Raw genomic sequence first — 16460 nt, 5'->3', positions numbered from 1 at the left:
ATCGAAGTTCATCGATATGTAACCTGCGGTCCGGATGGTGTTCACGGGGGAGGTCCGGCCGGAGCCCTCGAGAGGTCGTGTCACTATGCCCCGGCTTGCCATGTTTGCGCTAGACCTCGTAGCGGTGTCCGTTCTGGTCTTCGGGCTGTACTTTCCCCGGCACCGGCGGCGCGACCTGGTGGTGGCCTATCTCGGGGTCAACGTGGGCGTTCTCGCGGTGGCCGGGTCGCTCAGCTCCAGCACGGTCGGCGCGGGGCTCGGGCTCGGGCTCTTCGGGGTGCTGTCGATCATTCGGCTGCGATCCACCGAGCTGGACCAGCACGAGGTGGCGTACTACTTCTCGGCGCTCGCGCTGGGCATCCTCGGTCCGCTCAGCGGTGGGGAGCAGTGGCTGGTGCCGGCGCTGATGGGGCTGATCCTGACGGTCATGTACCTGGGTGACCACCCCCGCCTGTTCCGGTCGTACGGGCGGCAGGTCCTGGTGCTGGACAGCGCCGTCACCGATCCGCTCACCCTGACCGTGCAACTGGAGGGCATCCTCGGGGCACGCGTGCACAAGGCCACCGTGGAGCGGCTGGACCTGGTCAACGAGACGACTGTGGTCGAGGTGCGCTACTCGTACGCCCAGGGAAGGAAAGCGCCGACGCTCGCCGGAGCGAACCGATGAGCGCGACCACCCACCTGGATCCGATCTCGCTGGCCGAGCTCACCGCGAAGGCCGAGTTGCAGACGCGGGTCGACCGCAAGTACGTCCTCCCCCTGGAAGCGGCCCGGGAGCTGCTGGAACTCCTCGATCCGCGGACCCGGGTGCTGGAGATCGACGGGGAGCGCACGTTCCGCTACCGGTCGGTCTACTTCGACACCCCGGACCTGGTCAGCTACCGGCTCACCGCGCATCGGAGGCGGCGGCGGTTCAAGGTCCGCACCCGGACCTACCTGGACTCCGCGCTGTGCTGGCTGGAGGTGAAGACCGAGGGCCACCGCGGCGGGACCGTCAAGAACCGGCTGCCCTACCAGGCCTGCCACCACGACACGGTCGAGCCGGGCCGCTGGTTCGTCGACGACGTGCTGGGTCACAGCGCCGGGCTGGATCTCGCGCCGACGCTGCTCACGCACTACCGGCGGACCACGTTCTACCAGCCCGCGGACGACTCGCGGGCGACCGTCGACGTCGATCTCACCTGGACCGGCGTGGACGGCACCGGGTTGACCCTCCCGCACGTCGCGGTGGTCGAGACCAAGACCGGATCGGCCGTCTCGCCGGTCGACCGGCTGCTGTGGGCCCGCGGGCACCGGCCCACCAGCATCTCCAAGTACGCGACCGGGCTCGCAGCGTTGCGGCCCGATCTGCCCGCCGTCCCCTGGCGCCGACTCATGCGCCGCCATTTCCCCTGATCAGAACAGGACACACGATGCCCAGAATCCCCCGTCTGGCCGTCCCCGCGGTGCTCACCGCCACCGCCCTGGCGACGTGGGTGGCCCCCACCCCCGCGTTCGCCGCCGGGCCCGCCGCGGCGGCCGCGCTCGCCGCCAACCAGGCCTCCCACCTGAGCGCCGCCGACCTGACCTGGAACGAGTCGGACGTCGCGGCGGTCACCCTGACCGGTACGAGCGCCACCACGACCAGCTCGAACGTGACCGTCTCCGGCAGCACGGTGACCGTCACGGCGGCCGGCACCTACCGGTTCAGCGGCACCCTCACCAGCGGCCAGATCGTCGTGAACAGCACCGGCACCGGCATCGTCCGGCTCATCCTCAACGGTGTGACGATCACCGGCGGCACCGGCGCGATCAACGTGGTCGCCGCCGACGAGGTGCTGGTGCACCTGACGGCCGGCACCACCAACCGGCTGACCGACGGCACCGCCTCCGCCGACGCCCCGCTCGCCTCGGCCGCCGACACGACCATCGCCGGCACCGGGGCCCTGATCCTCACCGGCAACGCCAACGACGCCATCAACGTCAAGGACGGCCTGGTCATCGCGGGCGGCACGATCACCGCGACGGCGCCGGACGACGCCATCCGCGGCCAGGACTACGTGATCGTCTCCGGCGGCTCGATCACCGCGACGGCCGGCGGCGACGGCCTCAAGTCGGACAACGAGGAGGACGCCACCCGCGGGTACGTGGCGGTCACCGGCGGCACCGTCAACGTCACCTCGACCGGCGACGCGCTCACCGGGCAGACCGACGTGATCGTCAACGGTGGCTCGATCACCGCGCGGACCACCGGCGCCGACTCGGCCAAGGGGCTGAAGGCCGGCGTGCTCACCGTGATCAGCGACGGCACGGTCAACGTCAACGCCACCGACGACGGCGTGCACTCCGACGCGGCGGTCACCATCGACGGCGGCACGACCACCGTGGCCAGCGGCGACGACGGCGTGCACGCGGAGACCGACGTGCGGATCGGCGGCGGCACGGTCAACGTCACCAGGTCGTACGAGGGGGTGGAGGGTCTCAAGGTGTACGTGACCGGCGGCAGCGTCACGGCCGTCGCCACCGACGACGCGTTCAACGCCTCCGACCCCACCTACGGGGAGATGCAGAACTCGCCGAACGCCCTCATCTCGATCACCGGCGGCGCCGTGAACGTCAACGCCGGCACCGACGGCCTCGACTCCAACGGCTCGCTGGCCATCGGCGGCGGCACGGTCGTGGTCAGCGGCTCCGGCACCCGCGGCGGCGGCGAGGGCGGCCTGGACGCCAACGGCGCGGTCACCATCACCGGCGGCACCCTGATCTCCACCGGGATCAGCGCCACCACCAGCACGCTCCCGACCTCCGGGCAGGGCTGGGTGTCGGTCACCCTCAGCGCCAACCAGCCGGCCGGAACCGTGGTGCACATCGCCACCACCTCCGGCACCCAGATCGCGTCGTACACGGCGGCGAAGGCGTTCCGCGGCGTGGTCTTCTCCTCGAACCAGATCACCCGGGGTACGACCTACGCCATCCGAACCGGGGGAAGCGTCTCCGGCACCGCGGTCGGCGGCGGCCTCTACCTGGGCGGCACCCTCAACGGCACCCAGGTCGCCACGGTGGTCGCCGGTAACCGGTAGTCCGGTTCATTCCGGCTCGTCCGGCGCCGCGGGCAGCCGGATCCGGAAGGTGGCGCCTCCGCCCGGCGACGGCTCCACGTCGGCGGCGCCCCCGTGGGCGGCGGCGACCGCGGCCACGATCGACAGGCCGAGGCCGCTGCCGCCGTCCTCCTGGGCACGGGCCGTCTCGCTCCGGTAGAAGCGCTCGAACACCCGGGCCGCGTCCGCCGGAGCGAGACCCGGGCCGGAGTCGGCCACCTCCACCACGGCCTGCCCGTCCAGCCGGCTCACCCGGACCGTGGCCGGGGCCTCCGGCGGGACGTGCCGCAGAACGTTGCCGACCAGGTTGCCGAGCACCTGCCGGAGCCGTTCGGCGTCCCCGACGACCAGCACCGGCCCGGCGACGGCCAGCTCCAGCACCCGGTCCGGCTGGACGGCGCGGGCGTCGGCCACCGCGTCGGCGGCCAGCTCGCTCAGGTTCACCAGCTCGTTCGCCAGTGGACGGCCCTGATCCAGCCGGGCCAGCAGCAGCAGTTCGTCGACCAGCGAACCCATCCGGCCGGCCTCCAGCTCGATGCGGCGCATCGCCACGGCCAGGTCGCCGGGACGGTCGGCGGCCCCGCGGCGGAACAGTTCCGCGTACCCCCGGATGGTGGCGACCGGCGTGCGCAGCTCGTGCGAGGCGTCCGCGACGAAGCGGCGCAGCCGCTGCTCCGACTCCTCGCGGGCGCGGAACGCCCGCTCGATCTGGCCCAGCATCGCGTTGAGCGCCACTCCCAGCCGCCCCACCTCGGTCTTCGGCGAGTTGTACGGCACCCGGCGGCCCAGATCCCCGTGCCCGATGGCGCCGGCCACCACCTCGATCCGGGTCAGCGGCCGCAGCGCCGTCCGCACCGCGCGGGCCGACAGCACCGCCATCGCCAGCAGCACCACGAGGCTCGAGACGATCGCCACGTTGGTGGTCCGCTGCACCAGCTCGTCCGAGTCGGTGGAGTGCATGCCGACCAGCACCAGCCCGCTGCCGTCGCTCAGCCGGGCCACCCGGACCAGCCAGTACGGCCCGCCGCCCACGCTCGGCGCCCGGTGGAAGGAGGCGTCCGCCCCGGCCGGCAGCGGGTCGGGGAGTTCCGGCGACCGGCCCACGGCCAGCGTGTCGATCACCCGGCCGGTGGGGGAGCGCAGCTGCACGAAGGAGGGGATGTCCCCGTTCTCGGCGGCCCGCAGCCACAGACCGCCCAGATCGTCCGCCGGCGCCCCGGGTGGCGTCAGCCGCCGGTCGGCGAGCGGTGTCGTGGTCAGCCGCCGGTCCAGGTCCGTGCTCATCGCGGTCAGCACGTCGTGGTTGCGGTCATTGCGCCAGTCCTGGATCGCACCGTAGATCGCGCCGACCGACAGGAACAGGCCGAGGGCGAGCAGGCCGACCAGGGTGAGCACGAGCCGGGTGCGCAACGGCACGGGTCAGCTCCGCGGCGTGTCGGGCCGGACCACGTAACCCACCCGGGGCACGGTCCGGATCAGCGGTGGGCCGGCCGCGTCCAGTTTGCGGCGCAGATAGCTGATGTAGGTCTGGACCACGCCGTCGTTGCCGCCGAAGTCGTACTCCCAGACGTGGTCCAGGATCTGCCGCTTGGTCAGCACCCGGCCGGCGTTGGCGACCAGGTAGCGCAGCAGTTTGAACTCGGTCGGGGTGAGGTCGATCGGGCGGCCGTTCCGGCGCACCTCGTACGCCTCCTCGTCGATCTCCAGGTCGGCCACCGTGAGCCGGGTCGCCCGGGTGTCGCGCCGGGTGCGCCGCAGCACCGCCCGCACCCGGGCCACCAGCTCCTCCAGGCTGAACGGCTTGGTGACGTAGTCGTCCCCGCCGACGGTCAGCCCGGCGATCTTGTCCTCGGTGGCGTCCCGCGCGGTCAGGAACACGATCGGCGCCTCGCAGCCGTCGTCCCGCAGCCGGCGGCAGGTGTCCAGACCGGACCCGTCCGGCAGCATCACGTCCAGCACGATGAGGTCGGGGCGCATCGCGGCCGCCTGTTCCAGCGCCTGCCGGCAGGATCCGGCGGTGGCCGGTTCGAAGCCCTCGTAGCGCAGCGCGGTGGCCACCAGATCGGCCAGGTAGCGCTCGTCGTCGACTACCAGAATCTTGATACCCGTGTCCGTCACGCTCACGAGTCTCAACCCTACGCAGCGCTGAATTTCTTAGGGATCGCTGTGACACCGAACTCTAAGAACGGGCGCAGAGCGGTGGAAGAACGCGGTGTTGTCCTGGATTGCATGGAACGAGTCTCTGAGATCGTGTTGCGCCGCAAGCGCCTGGTCGGACTGCTGGTGCTGCTCGGATTCCTGCTCGGCATGGCGGCCACCCCGCTGACCGTCAGCCGGATCTCCGAGGAGTACGCCTACCCCGGCATGGAGTCCTATCAGGCCAATCAGGCGGTCCTGGAACACTACGGCAGCGGCGGCTACCAGCGGCCGTACGTTCCGGTCGTGGTGTTGCCGGCCGGGCAGACCGTCGACTCGCCGGGCGTGCGGGACGCGCTCGGCCGCGCCTTCGCCGGGGTCGGCACCGAGCTGGAGGCCCGGGTCGCGTCCTATGCCGACACCGGCGACCGCCGGTTCGTGAGCGAGGACGGGCGGACCACGTACGCGCTGGTCTTCACCGGCCCGACGGCGGACGGCAGCCCGCCGGGCGGTGGCCTCGGCGAGGTGCCCGACGAGACGCCGCACATCATCGAGGCGCTCCAGCGGGAGCTGCCGGCCGGCTCCGAGCTGCGGGTCACCGGCCTGGACACGCTGGCCACCGGGGTCGATTCCGGCGGGCTCAACGTGCCGCTGAAGATCGGTGTGGCCGCCATCGCCGCGGTCATCGTGCTGCTCATGGTCTTCCGGTCGGCCCTCGCCTTCGTACCGCTGGTCATCTCGGCCGTCGCCATCCCGGTGGCGTTCCTGATCCTGCTGGTGCTGACCCTGTTCACCGAGGTGCACGACAGCGCGCTGACCACCATGCCGTTGCTCGGCCTGGGCATCGCCATCGACTACGCGCTGCTGCTGATCACCCGATGGCGGGAGGAGCAGGCGCACGGCCACCGCGGCGACGAGGCGGTGCACCGGGCGATGCGGACCGCCGGCAAGGCGATCATCTTCAGCAGCGGCGCGGTGGCGATCGGCCTGATCACCATGGCCATCCTGCCGATACCGTTCCTGCGCAGCCTGGGTGTGGCCGGCATGATCATCGCGGCGGTGAGCGCGCTGATCTCGCTGACCCTGCTGCCGATCCTGCTGGCCACCATCGGCCGGCGCCTGGACCGGCAGCGGCTGGAGCAGGGCACGGGCCGCGGCGAGCGGCTGATCCAGCGGGAGGCGAACGCGGGCCGTCTCTGGACCGCCTGGGCCCGGCTCATGGTGCGGTTCCGCTGGCCGGTCGCGCTCTCCTCGGCCACCCTGCTGGTGGTCCTGTCGATCATCGGTCTGCAGATCAACCTGGGCCTGCCGGAGAGTAGGAACCTGGCCGACACCGGGCCGGGCCGGGAGGGGCTGACCGCGCTCACCGACGCCGGGTTGCCGTCCGGGGTGCTGAGCTCGTTCGACGTGTTCGTGCCGGCCGGTGTGGATCCGGGGCCGGTCGCCGACGGGTTGCGGGCCGCGGAGGGCGTGTACACCGTGGTCGACCTGCCGTCCTGGCGAGCCGACGGCACCGCGCTGCTGACCGTGGTGCCGGTGCACGAGAGCCCGTCGACGGCCGGCGCGGCGGAGCTGGCCGCGCTGCGCGACTCGCTGCCGGAGGGGGTGCTGGCCGGTGGCAGCGCGGCGCAGACGGTCGACTACGTGAACACCACGTACGGCGCCTTCCCGTACGTGCTGGCGCTGATCTTCCTGGTCACCTTCGTCATGCTGGCCCGGGCGTTCCGGTCCCTGCTGCTGCCGCTCAAGGCGATCGTGCTGAACCTGCTGTCGCTGGGCGCGGTGATCGGCGCCATGGTGGTGTTCTGGCAGTGGGGCTGGGGCACCGAGCAGGCGCTCGGCATCCAGCCGAACGGCACGGTGGGCACGTTCGTGCCGCTGACCATCTTCGCGTTCCTGTACGGGCTGTCCATGGACTACGAGGTGTTCATCCTGGCCCGGATGCGCGAGGAGTACGACCGCACCGGCTCCACTCCGGAGGCGGTGGTGCAGGGCATCGGGCGTACCGGCCGGCTGGTCACCTCGGCGGCGCTGATCCTGTTCTTCTCGTTCGCCTCGATGGCCGGTGGCGGCGAGTTCGACGTGGCGGTCTTCGCCACCGGCATGGGCCTGGGCATCCTGCTCGACGCCACCCTGATCCGGGCGGTGCTGGTCCCGGCCACGGTGGCGATGATGGGCCGCTGGAACTGGTGGCTGCCGGTCTGGGCGGCCCGGCTGCTGCGGGTCGAGCCGTCGCCGCTGCGCGACGAGACCCCGCGCGAGACCCGGGAGCCGGAGCTGACCCCGGCCTGAGCCACCGCAGGGAACGGCCCCCGCATCCATCGGATGCGGGGGCCGTTTCTCGTGGGTGTCAGGCAGCGGTGAGCACGGCTGCGGCGTTGAAACCGCCCACGCCCCGCGCCACCACCAGCGCGGCCCGCAGGCCGGCACCCTCGCGGGCCTCGGTGACCAGGTCCAGCCCGGACGCCGCGGCGTCCGCCGGGTCCACGTTGACGGTCGGCGGCACCACGTCGTGCCGCAGGGCCAGCGCCGCCCAGGCCAGGTCGAGCGAGGCCCCGCCCGAGCAGAGCCGGCCGGTCATCGTCTTCGGCACGGTCACCGGCACCCGCCGGCCACCGAACACCTCGGCGATCGCCGCGGCCTCCCGGCGGTCGCCGAGCGGGTCCCCGGCGCCGTCGGCGAAGACCACGCCGATCTCGTCCGGTGACACGCCGGCCCGGTCCAGGGCGGTGCGCATGGCCCGGGCCAGCTGGCGATGGTCCGGGGCCGGCTCGGACGGATGGTGCGCGTCGTGGGTGGAGGCGGTGCCGGCGATCTCGGCGTAGACCCGCGCCGACCGGCCACGGGCCCGGTGTGCCGCCTCCAGCACCAGCATCGCGCCGCCCTCGCCCGGCACGTAGCCGCTCGCGCCGGCCGCGAACGGCCGGTACGCGAGCGCCGGATCGGCGCCGCGGTGCAGGGTGGCCACACTGCTCTGGCAGGCCAGCGCGTACGGCGACAGCGGCGCCTCGGTGCCCCCGGCCACCACCGCCGCGCTGCCCCGGCGGATCAGCCGGCGGGCCTGGGCGACCGCCCCGATGCCGCCCGCGCCGTCCGCGACCAGCACCCCGCACGCGCCCTTGAGCTGGTGCCGGATGGAGATCTGCCCGCTGCTCGCGGCGTAGAACCAGCCGATCGACTGGTACGCGCTGACCATCCGCGGCCCGTCCCGCCAGAGCGCCTGGATCTCCCGCTGCCCGAACGCGTTGCCGCCCGAGCCGCTCGCCGTGACCACCGACAGGTCCATCGGCACCTCCCGGCGCGGATCCAGGTCCGCGTCGGTGAGCGCCATCTCGGTGGCGGCCAGCGCCATCCACGTCCACCGGTCGGTCTGTACGGCGAGCCGGTTCGCCACGAACTCGGTGTGCGTGAAGCCGGCCACCTCCCCGGCGACCGAGATCGGCAGATCCCGGTCGACCGAGGAGGTGGAGCCACCCGTGGGGGCGGGCGGCTCGGGCGCCGAGATCGGGGCGATCCGGGTCGTGCCGGCCAGCGAGTTGCGCCAGTGTTCGGCCACGCCCACGCCGGTGGGCGCGACCACGCCGATCCCGGTGATCACCGGGGTGCGAGCGCTCATGCCGGCACCCGGGAGAAGACCATCGCCGACTGGAAACCGCCGAAGCCGCTGCCCGCCGAGAGGGCGTGGTGCACTTCGGCCTCCCGGCTCACCAGGGGCGTGTAGTCCAGGTCGCACTCCGGGTCGGGGTCGGTCAGATTCGCCGTCGGCGGGATCACGCCGCGCTCGATGACCAGGGCACACGCGGCCATCTCGATGGAGCCGATGGCGCCGAGCGAGTGCCCGACCACCGACTTGATCGAGCTGATCGGGATGCCCCGTACGGTGTCGCCGAGCGCCCGCTTGTAGGCGGCCGTCTCGTGGCGGTCGTTCTGCTTGGTGCCGGAGCCGTGCGCGCTGATGTAGCCGATGTCCTCCGGGGTGATGCCGGCCTGCGCGACCGTCTCGCTGATCGCCTCGCCCAGCTCGAACCCGTCCGGCCGCAGGCCGGTCATGTGGAACCCGTTGGCCCGGGCCGCGTACCCGGACACCTCGCAGTAGATGCGGGCGCCGCGGGCCCGGGCGTGTTCCAGCTCCTCCACGATCAGCACGGCCGAGCCCTCCCCGAGCACGAAGCCCTGCCGGCCCGCGTCGAACGGGCGGGACGCCAGTTCCGGCTCGTCGTTGCGCGGGGTGGTGGCCCGGATCGCGTCGAAGCAGGCCACCGTGATCGGCGAGATCGGCGCGTCCGAGGCGCCGGCGATCACCACGTCCGCCTCGCCGTCCTGGATCAGGCCGTGCGCGTGGCCGATCGAGTCGATCCCCGAGGTGCAACCGGTGGAGATCACCGCGGCCGGGCCGTGCGCGCCGTACCGGACCGCCAGCTCGGTGGCCGCGCTCGACGGCACCAGCTGCTGGTACATGAACGGCATGAGGTGGTTCGCGTCCACCGTCCAGGCCCGGCCGTGATCGCTGGCCACCACGTACTCGTCCTCGAGCCGGATGGTGGCACCGACCGCGCTGCCCAGGCTCACCCCGACCCGGTCGCCGTCGATCGCGACGAGGTCCAGACCGGCGTCCCGGACGGCCTCGTCCGCCGACGCGCACGCCATCTGCACGAACCGGTCGGTACGGCGGATCACCTGCGGCGACAGGCCGTACTCGGCCGGGTCGAAGTCGCACTCGGCGGCGATCTGCGACCGGTACGCGCCCGGGTCGAACCGGGAGATCCGCCGGATCGCCGGTTTGCCGGCCACGATCCGGCTCCAGAACTCCTCGCGGTTCGCGCCGCCCGGCACCACCACCCCGATGCCGGTCACCACGCTGCGCCGGGTCATCCGGTCACCACCGGCACCGGCGCGAGATGCTCGTTCGGGCCCGGCTCGGTGTCGACGTGCCCCAGTTCGGGGCGCGGCGCCAGCGGGCTGAGCTGGAACACCACCAGGGCGGTCTCGGCGCCGACGCTGGTCAGCCGGTGCCGGACGTTGCGCGGCACGAGCAGCGCCTGGTCCGGGCGGACCGTCACCGGCCGGTCGTCCAGGTCCACCCGCAGCTCACCGCTGACCAGGTAGAGGTACTCCTCGGAGTACGGGTGGTAGTGCTCGGAGACGCCCTCGCCGGGCGCCAGCCGGACCGCGCCGCAGAATCCGGAGGTCGAGCCGACGGTCGCCGGCGAGACGAGGGTACGCAGGTCGCCGCCCCGCCGGGTGTTCGACGGCACGTCCGGGAAGCCGATCACGGCCTGCCGCCGGCGCTCCAGCGTCTCCTTGATCACCTTCTGCTGGACCAGGGTGTTGCGGTTGATCCGCTCGGTCATCCCGGCGGTGTCCACCGGGGCGTCCGGGCGCATGTGGAAGTCCTGGGTCCAGCGCATCCGGGTGCGGTCGGGAGCCAGTTCCTCGTACGTCCAGGTGATGTTCATGAATTCGAACGGGCCGGTCTCCACCCGCCGTGCCCGGGCCGTCCAGGTGTCCCGGTCCCAGGTGCGGTGCGAGACCCAGGACCAGACCCGGCCCTGCTCGTCGGGGTGCATGGTGAGCCGGAAGGTCACGCCGTCCGGCTCCTCGTCCAGTACGTCGACCGAGGCGTACTCGGTGAACAGGGCGGGCCAGGTCCGTACGTCGTTGGTGTTGGCCCAGACGAACGCGATGGGCGCGTCGATCTCGATGGCGTTGTCGGTGTGTCCCAGCAGGCCGGTCATCGGTCCCCCTCAGGCGTTCGCGGCGGTGAGGTCGTTGACCAGGGTGCGCAGGCCCTCCGGCGTGCTGTCGGCGTCCAGCGACGGCTCGACGTCGACGCCGTAGCGGTCCTGGATCCGGGTGGCGATCTCGGTCCGGGCCAGCGAGTCCAGATCGAGGTCGGTGAACGAGCGGCCGTAGTCGGCGGAGCCGATGCCGGGGTCGGCACCGACCGCCAGCAGCAGGGCGCGCAGATCGTCTTCGGTGAAGGCGTGGGATGCCATGCGGGCTTGTCCTCCTCATCAGAGCGCCCTGGCCGGGCGTCGCCACGACGCTAGGTCGGTATGCGCGCCCAGTCTTCCACCGGCGTGATGAGAAAGGGCCTCCCACCAGGGATGATGTGCCCGCCCGGGGGAGGAGACGCCGCAGCGCCCGCCGACGGGCGGGCGCCACGGTAGAGTGCGGGAGATCAGCGGGTCCAGGTGTAGAACGATTGCGCCATGGCGTCGGCCGGGCTGCGCCATGTCGCCGGATCGTAGGGCGTGATGTAGGCGTCGAGGGCCGTGCTGAGATCGCGGAAGTCGTCGCGTTCCCGGGCCCGCGACACCGCCTCCCGGCTGTCCCCGTCGAACTCCGCGTAGTGGAAGTACAGGTCCCGGTACTGGAAGAGGTGCCGCCGGGTGACGCCCAGGGCGTGCGGCAGCGGGCCCGCGTCGGAGGCGGCGAAGAGGCGGGCGACGTCGGGCGACGCGTCCGGCTTGATCCGGGCAACGATGAGGATCCGGTCGCTCACGTGACAGCTCCCTGGTCGTCGTGATGGTCGAATGCCGTCACGTTAGGGTGCCCGGCCCGGGCTGTCGTCCGCTGCGGAATGAAGCGTGGTCTCCCCCGGGCGGGGGAGACCACCTACGCCGGCAGGAGCCGGCGATCGATGAGACCGTTCTCGTACGCGTAGATGACGACCTGGACCCGGTCGCGCACCCCGAGTTTCTGGTAGAGGTGCTGGACGTGTGATTTCACGGTGCTCTCCCCGAGCACCAGCATCCGGGCGATCTCCTGGTTGGAGTGCCCGCAGACCAGCAACCGGAAGACGTCCAGCTCGCGATCGGTCAGGTGGCCCAGATCGGCGCCCGGCGTGGACAGCGACGGCCGCCGGGCGAACTCCCCGATCAGCCGCCGGGTGACCGACGGCGACAGCAGCGCCTCCCCGGCCGCCACCTCGCGGACCGCCTGTTCGAGCGTGCTGGTCGGGGAGTCCTTCAGCAGGAACCCGCTGGCGCCGGTGCGCAGCGCCTCGAAGACGTGCTCGTCCCGGTCGTACATGGTCAGGATGATCACCCGGGTGCCGTTGTTCCGCTCCGGCGCGCAGATCCGCCGGGTGGCCTCCAGCCCGTCCATCCGGGGCATGTTGACGTCCATGAGCACCACGTCCGGCCGGAGCCGGCGCACGTCGCGGACCGCGTCCAGCCCGTCCGGCGACTCACCGACCGTGACGATGCCCGGCAGACCCTCGAAGACCGACCGTAGGCCGCGCCGGACCAGCGGCTGGTCGTCGACGATCAGGATGCGAATTCCATCCATTCCCGCTCCCCGTGTTCGTGTGTGCGAGCGATCCGCGTGACACCGGCGGGCTCCACTGGCAGCCGGGCGTGGATCACGAAGACTCCGCCGTCGCGGCGGCCGTGGGTGAACTCGCCGCCGACCTCGGCGACGCGTTCGCGCAGCCCGGCCAGGCCCTTGCCGCCGCGGCGGTGGTTCTCCTTCGCCGGGCAGGAGATCTCGATCTCGACGTCGGCGCCGAAGCGCAGCGAGATCCGGGCCGGGCCGGCGCCGTGTTTGATGGCGTTGGTCAGGCTCTCCTGGACGACGCGCAGCGCGGTGGTGCGGGTCGGCACGGACAGCCGTGGCTCGGTGCCCGAGGTGTGCAGGGTGACCGTCAGGTGGGCGGCGGCCAGCCGGGTGATCAGCTCGTGGGTCCGGCCGAGCAGCGTCTCCTCGGCGTCCGGCTCCCGGCGCAGCTCGCCGACCAGCGAGCGGACCTCGGTCATGGTGGCCTGGGCCAGTTCGTCGATCGCGGTGGCGACCGGCTCCGGATCGGTAGGCCCGGTCCGCAGCCGGCGGGCCTGCATCGAGATCACGACCAGACCGTGGCCGACGACGTCGTGCAACTCGCGGGCGATCCGCCGGCGTTCGCGGTGGACGGCGGCGATCGAGGGATCGGCCGCGCGTTCCCTGGCCCGCTTGCGGATCACCAGGGCCGCGGCCACCGCGGTGAGCACGCCGAGAACGATGCCGATCGCGAAAGCCGTGCCGTGGGTGTGATCGTAGGAATTCAACGGCATCAGCCACTCCTGCTCGACGCGATCTCGACACGGCGTGAAAGATCATTAACGGCGAAGATGGTTGAGACCGAAACCTTTGCCAGAACTGAACAACCCTGCTGACCGCCCCCGCCGCAGCCTTCCGGCGAAACGCTAATGGACCACACAACGCACTGCAAGGCATCTATGTGACAGCTCTAAGGACGGGGATTGTTGACATTCCTCAGCTGCTTGATTTACTGGTCCTTCTTGTCCGTAATACCCGGACTTCGCGTGTCGATAATGTGACCAAGGCCGCTGATTAATGCCCTTGCTTCGAGAGTTCTTAGAGTTTCATCTGAATCGCTGTGAGACCCCCGGCAATCGGTTACCCGCGGGTCTAATTCACCTGCCGGTAACAAATACGTGAGGGCTCCTCCGAAAAAACGCGGAGGAGCCCTTCGGTTCAGTGGGGTTCAGGCCGTCTCGGCCCGGATCAGGAAGCGCAGCGAGCGTGCCTCGGTGAAGTTCTCCCGCATCGGCCGGACCAGGTCCCGGTGCTCCTCGGTGGCCTCCCAGGTGGTGAAGTCGTCCAGCGAGCGCCACTCGCTCGTGATCAGCCACTGCTCCGGATCGGTGGACGACTGGCACACCTGATCCCGCAGGTGTCCCGGCACGCCGCCGGCCACCAGATGACGGATCTTCTCGTACGCGGCCAGGAACGCCTCCTGGCGGTCGGCCGGAACCCGGATGAGGAAGACGATCCGGGCACTCATGCGGCGATCCCCGGCGGCGGTCCACCCGGGCCGCCCCGACCGGGCGGGGGACCGGCCAGCGCCGAGCCGAACTCGAACTTGTTCAGCACCGGCACGCAACTGCCGTACAGGCCGTCGGCCGCCTCGCTGGTCAGGAAACCCACCACCCGGGCGATCAGCTCCGGGCTGACCGTGTGGTCGAAGTCCAGGTTCGGCCGGTTCGCCCGGACGTCCTCGGTGTCCGCGATGGTCATCACCACCGCGTTGGCGTGCACGTCCTTGCGCTTGACCTCGTGCGCGATCGACCGCATCCAGGTGAGCAGGGCGGCCTTCGCGGCGCCGTACGCGGAGAAGGCCGGCAGCGGCTCGGTGGCCAGCGGGGTGGCGAAGTAGACCAGCCGCCCGCCCTCACCCAGATGCGGCAGCACGGCCTGGGTGGCGATCACCGCGGACAGGAAGTTCGACCGCCACAGATCCTCGTACGCGGCCGGCTCGGTCCGGAACAGCGGCCCGACCGCGAACCCGCCGACCAGGTGGACCAGCCCGTCCAGCCGCCCGAACCGGGCCACCGCGGTGTCCGCCGCCCGGTTGATCGAGATCGGGTCGACGGCGTCCGCCTCGGCGGTCTCCACCTCGCCGGCCCGGCCGTAGCGCTCGGCCAGCCCGTCCAGCTTCTCCTTGTTGCGGGAGGTGAGCAGCATCCGGTCACCCCGGCCGGCGAGCAGCTCGATGATCGGCGGTGCCAGTTTCCCGGTCGCGCCGGTGACCAGGAAGACGCTCACGTGGGCACGTCCTCGAAGGTCGCCCGCCGGGTGGTGACGTGCTCCATCAGCGCCTTCTGGAAGAACGCGCGGGCGCCGTCCGGCGAGCTCACGTCACGCTGGTGCCCGTCCGCCAGGTACTGGTTCAGCTCCTGCTCCAGCTTCTGCACGCTGGGCTGGCGGCCGAGGTGGGCCATCACCGACGGCAGGTTCCCGTCGATCTCGATCATGCGGATCACCAGACCGTCCTTCATGAAGATGGACGTGCTCAGCAGCCGGGTGCCGTCCGGCGTGACCCACTCCGGGGGCGCGTACGTGGCGAGCAGCTCCCGGACCTTGTCCTCGGTACCGGGCCTGATCCGGAACATCACGGCGTACCGTTGCATCGCTTTCCCTCCGTTTGACAGTGGCATGGGGCATCAGCCTGGCCGCAACGGCGCTGAGCGGTCTTCCGCCGCCGGTCGGAAATGCCGTCTCCGGCGCACGGATGACCGGCTCCGCCGCCTGGTGGAAGACGTTCCCACGGACCGGCTCCTAGCGTCGGCGAAATGAACGAGCGCACCCCCAAGGTGGTCATCGCCGGCGCCGGCATCGGTGGGCTCGCCGCCGCGGTGGCGCTGCGCCGGGCCGGGATCCCGGTCACCGTCTACGAACGAGCCGCCGAGCTGAGCCGGGCGCAGGCCGGACACGGGCTGGTGCTCTGGCACAACGCGGTGCTGGCGCTGCGCGCGCTGGGTCTGGGCGAGGAGATCGCCAAGATCGGGTACGAGCTGTCCCGGCACCAGTTCTGGACCTGGTACGGCCCCAACCTCGCCGACTGGCCGCTCGACGAGGGCGCCGCCCGCACCGGCGCCCCGGTCTACTCGGTGAGCCGCCCGGCCCTGCACCGGATGCTGCTCGACGCGGCCGGCGGCGACGTGGTGCTCGGCCAGCCCTACGCCGGTCACACCGAGGACGACGACGGGGTGACCGTGCGGTTCGGCGGCGGGCGCACGGTCCGGGCCGGGCTGCTGGTCGGGGCGGACGGGCTGCGGTCGGGGGTCCGGGCCGCGCTCATGCCGTACGAGCCGCCGCCGGTCTACGCCGGCTTCACCGCCTTCCAGGGCGTGATCGCCACCGGCCTGCCGAGCGTGCGCGACCACGCGTTCGTCAGCACCTGGGGCCGGGGCCGGTGGTTCGTGTACTACCGGCTCACCGACGGCCGGGTCTACTGGGACGGCATCCTGGGCGACCGCCGGGTCCGCCGCCGGTCCGGGGTCGGCGGCGGTCGCCGGCAGCTGCTGCTGGACGAGTTCGCCGGCTGGCCGGCCCCGATCACCGACCTGATCGAGGCCACCGGCGAGGAGGGCATCGTCCCGGCCCACATCTTCCACCGCCCGCCGGTCGACCGGTGGAGCACCGGCCGGGTCACCCTGCTCGGCGACGCCGCCCACCCGATGACCTTCAACCTCGGGCAGGGCGCCGGGCAGTCCATCGAGGACGCCGTGGTGCTCGCCCAGTGCCTCGCCGACGGCTCCGGGCCGGCCGGGTACGAGCGGCGCCGCGCCGACCGGGTGCGGCGGATCGCGAACCGGTCCCGGGCCAACGGCGAGTTCACCCGCTGGCACAGCCTGCCGGCCTGCCTGTTCCGGGACGCCTTCATGCGCCTGACGTTCGACCGGCTGGTGCGGCACAAGACGTACCAGCTGACCATGCGCGTCGACTTCTAACTCCCGCGTC

At 71.8% G+C, this 16460-nt stretch carries 17 protein-coding genes and 1 pseudogene; 5 read left to right on the top strand and 13 right to left on the bottom strand.

Annotated features, from left to right (window positions below; genetic code table 11):
* The first annotated feature begins 124 nt into the window (after nucleotides 1-124).
* Genes J5X75_RS00240 through J5X75_RS00230 form a run of 3 tightly spaced genes read left to right on the top strand, consistent with a single transcriptional unit; the run spans nucleotide 125 to nucleotide 3059 of the window.
* Nucleotides 125-667: a DUF4956 domain-containing protein gene (locus J5X75_RS00240; protein ID WP_307797873.1), complete on the top strand. Its 543-nt coding sequence runs from the start codon at nucleotides 125-127 to the stop codon at nucleotides 665-667.
* Nucleotides 664-1395 (top strand): polyphosphate polymerase domain-containing protein, encoded by a 732-nt coding sequence (locus J5X75_RS00235; RefSeq protein ID WP_208465060.1) that lies wholly within the window; start codon nucleotides 664-666, stop codon nucleotides 1393-1395. Before J5X75_RS00240 ends, J5X75_RS00235 begins: the two co-directional genes overlap by 4 nt.
* 17 nt (nucleotides 1396-1412) lie before the next feature.
* Nucleotides 1413-3059, top strand: coding sequence for a carbohydrate-binding domain-containing protein (locus J5X75_RS00230; RefSeq protein WP_208465059.1), 1647 nt, complete (start codon nucleotides 1413-1415; stop codon nucleotides 3057-3059).
* 6 nt (nucleotides 3060-3065) lie between these two features.
* Here the strand turns inward: J5X75_RS00230 and J5X75_RS00225 are convergent, their stop codons facing one another.
* Nucleotides 3066-4493 carry a sensor histidine kinase gene (locus J5X75_RS00225; protein WP_307797872.1) on the bottom strand — a complete coding sequence of 476 codons (1428 nt, stop codon included), beginning with the start codon at nucleotides 4491-4493 and terminating at the stop codon, nucleotides 3066-3068.
* A gap of 3 nt (nucleotides 4494-4496) precedes the next feature.
* A complete protein-coding gene (locus J5X75_RS00220) occupies nucleotides 4497-5201 on the bottom strand; it encodes a response regulator transcription factor (protein ID WP_208465058.1) in 705 nt (234 codons plus the stop codon).
* A gap of 105 nt (nucleotides 5202-5306) precedes the next feature.
* On the opposite strand from J5X75_RS00220, the gene J5X75_RS00215 reads away from it, so the two are divergent.
* On the top strand, nucleotides 5307-7505 hold the full coding sequence (locus tag J5X75_RS00215; RefSeq protein ID WP_208465057.1) for an MMPL family transporter: 2199 nt from the start codon (nucleotides 5307-5309) through the stop codon (nucleotides 7503-7505).
* A 58-nt stretch (nucleotides 7506-7563) separates the two neighbouring features.
* Here the strand turns inward: J5X75_RS00215 and J5X75_RS00210 are convergent, their stop codons facing one another.
* The 11 genes and pseudogenes from J5X75_RS00210 to J5X75_RS00165 form a co-directional block, all read right to left on the bottom strand.
* Complete coding sequence (locus J5X75_RS00210) at nucleotides 7564-8829, bottom strand: beta-ketoacyl synthase N-terminal-like domain-containing protein (protein WP_208465056.1); 1266 nt, start codon at nucleotides 8827-8829, stop codon at nucleotides 7564-7566.
* Nucleotides 8826-10085 (bottom strand): beta-ketoacyl-[acyl-carrier-protein] synthase family protein, encoded by a 1260-nt coding sequence (locus J5X75_RS00205; protein ID WP_208465055.1) that lies wholly within the window; start codon nucleotides 10083-10085, stop codon nucleotides 8826-8828. Before J5X75_RS00205 ends, J5X75_RS00210 begins: the two co-directional genes overlap by 4 nt.
* Nucleotides 10082-10507, bottom strand: coding sequence for a cupin domain-containing protein (locus J5X75_RS00200; RefSeq protein ID WP_238487137.1), 426 nt, complete (start codon nucleotides 10505-10507; stop codon nucleotides 10082-10084). Before J5X75_RS00200 ends, J5X75_RS00205 begins: the two co-directional genes overlap by 4 nt.
* Nucleotides 10508-10546: 39 nt before the next feature.
* Nucleotides 10547-10948, bottom strand: a pseudogene (locus J5X75_RS43835) (SRPBCC family protein); the annotation flags it as partial.
* Nucleotides 10949-10957: 9 nt separating this feature from the next.
* Nucleotides 10958-11209: an acyl carrier protein gene (locus J5X75_RS00195; RefSeq protein ID WP_208465054.1), complete on the bottom strand. Its 252-nt coding sequence runs from the start codon at nucleotides 11207-11209 to the stop codon at nucleotides 10958-10960.
* 185 nt (nucleotides 11210-11394) lie between these two features.
* Nucleotides 11395-11718: a TcmI family type II polyketide cyclase gene (locus J5X75_RS00190; RefSeq protein ID WP_307797871.1), complete on the bottom strand. Its 324-nt coding sequence runs from the start codon at nucleotides 11716-11718 to the stop codon at nucleotides 11395-11397.
* Nucleotides 11719-11831: 113 nt separating this feature from the next.
* The gene (locus J5X75_RS00185; RefSeq protein ID WP_208465053.1) at nucleotides 11832-12506 is read right to left on the bottom strand and encodes a response regulator; all 675 of its coding nucleotides are present in this window, start codon (nucleotides 12504-12506) and stop codon (nucleotides 11832-11834) included.
* The gene (locus J5X75_RS00180; RefSeq protein WP_208465051.1) at nucleotides 12485-13267 is read right to left on the bottom strand and encodes a sensor histidine kinase; all 783 of its coding nucleotides are present in this window, start codon (nucleotides 13265-13267) and stop codon (nucleotides 12485-12487) included. The genes J5X75_RS00185 and J5X75_RS00180 overlap by 22 nt, the downstream gene beginning before the upstream one ends.
* A gap of 434 nt (nucleotides 13268-13701) precedes the next feature.
* The gene (locus tag J5X75_RS00175) at nucleotides 13702-14001 is read right to left on the bottom strand and encodes an antibiotic biosynthesis monooxygenase family protein (RefSeq protein ID WP_208465050.1); all 300 of its coding nucleotides are present in this window, start codon (nucleotides 13999-14001) and stop codon (nucleotides 13702-13704) included.
* Nucleotides 13998-14762, bottom strand: coding sequence for an SDR family NAD(P)-dependent oxidoreductase (locus tag J5X75_RS00170; protein ID WP_208465049.1), 765 nt, complete (start codon nucleotides 14760-14762; stop codon nucleotides 13998-14000). The genes J5X75_RS00175 and J5X75_RS00170 overlap by 4 nt, the downstream gene beginning before the upstream one ends.
* The gene (locus J5X75_RS00165; RefSeq protein WP_208465048.1) at nucleotides 14759-15127 is read right to left on the bottom strand and encodes a SchA/CurD-like domain-containing protein; all 369 of its coding nucleotides are present in this window, start codon (nucleotides 15125-15127) and stop codon (nucleotides 14759-14761) included. Before J5X75_RS00165 ends, J5X75_RS00170 begins: the two co-directional genes overlap by 4 nt.
* Before the next feature lie 162 nt (nucleotides 15128-15289).
* On the opposite strand from J5X75_RS00165, the gene J5X75_RS00160 reads away from it, so the two are divergent.
* On the top strand, nucleotides 15290-16450 hold the full coding sequence (locus J5X75_RS00160; protein WP_208465047.1) for an FAD-dependent oxidoreductase: 1161 nt from the start codon (nucleotides 15290-15292) through the stop codon (nucleotides 16448-16450).
* Nucleotides 16451-16460: the final 10 nt, after the last annotated feature.

The organism is Actinoplanes flavus (assembly GCF_017592555.1).
Taxonomy (GTDB): Bacteria; Actinomycetota; Actinomycetes; order Mycobacteriales; family Micromonosporaceae; genus Actinoplanes; species Actinoplanes flavus.
The sequence above is the reverse complement of the archived record's forward strand: the minus strand, read 5'-3'. Positions and strand labels throughout refer to the sequence as shown.

Excerpts from the sequence above, each read along its gene's own strand:
- J5X75_RS00195 (WP_208465054.1), bottom strand. The coding sequence starts at position 11,209 with ATGGCATCCCACGCCTTCACCGAAGACGATCTGCGCGCCCTGCTGCTG.
- J5X75_RS00235 (WP_208465060.1), top strand. The coding sequence starts at position 664 with ATGAGCGCGACCACCCACCTGGATCCGATCTCGCTGGCCGAGCTCACC.
- J5X75_RS00160 (WP_208465047.1), top strand. The coding sequence starts at position 15,290 with ATGAACGAGCGCACCCCCAAGGTGGTCATCGCCGGCGCCGGCATCGGT.
- J5X75_RS00230 (WP_208465059.1), top strand. The coding sequence starts at position 1,413 with ATGCCCAGAATCCCCCGTCTGGCCGTCCCCGCGGTGCTCACCGCCACC.
- J5X75_RS00185 (WP_208465053.1), bottom strand. The coding sequence starts at position 12,506 with ATGGATGGAATTCGCATCCTGATCGTCGACGACCAGCCGCTGGTCCGG.
- J5X75_RS00210 (WP_208465056.1), bottom strand. The coding sequence starts at position 8,829 with ATGAGCGCTCGCACCCCGGTGATCACCGGGATCGGCGTGGTCGCGCCC.
- J5X75_RS00205 (WP_208465055.1), bottom strand. The coding sequence starts at position 10,085 with ATGACCCGGCGCAGCGTGGTGACCGGCATCGGGGTGGTGGTGCCGGGC.
- J5X75_RS00165 (WP_208465048.1), bottom strand. The coding sequence starts at position 15,127 with ATGCAACGGTACGCCGTGATGTTCCGGATCAGGCCCGGTACCGAGGAC.
- J5X75_RS00215 (WP_208465057.1), top strand. The coding sequence starts at position 5,307 with ATGGAACGAGTCTCTGAGATCGTGTTGCGCCGCAAGCGCCTGGTCGGA.
- J5X75_RS00180 (WP_208465051.1), bottom strand. The coding sequence starts at position 13,267 with ATGCCGTTGAATTCCTACGATCACACCCACGGCACGGCTTTCGCGATC.
- J5X75_RS00175 (WP_208465050.1), bottom strand. The coding sequence starts at position 14,001 with ATGAGTGCCCGGATCGTCTTCCTCATCCGGGTTCCGGCCGACCGCCAG.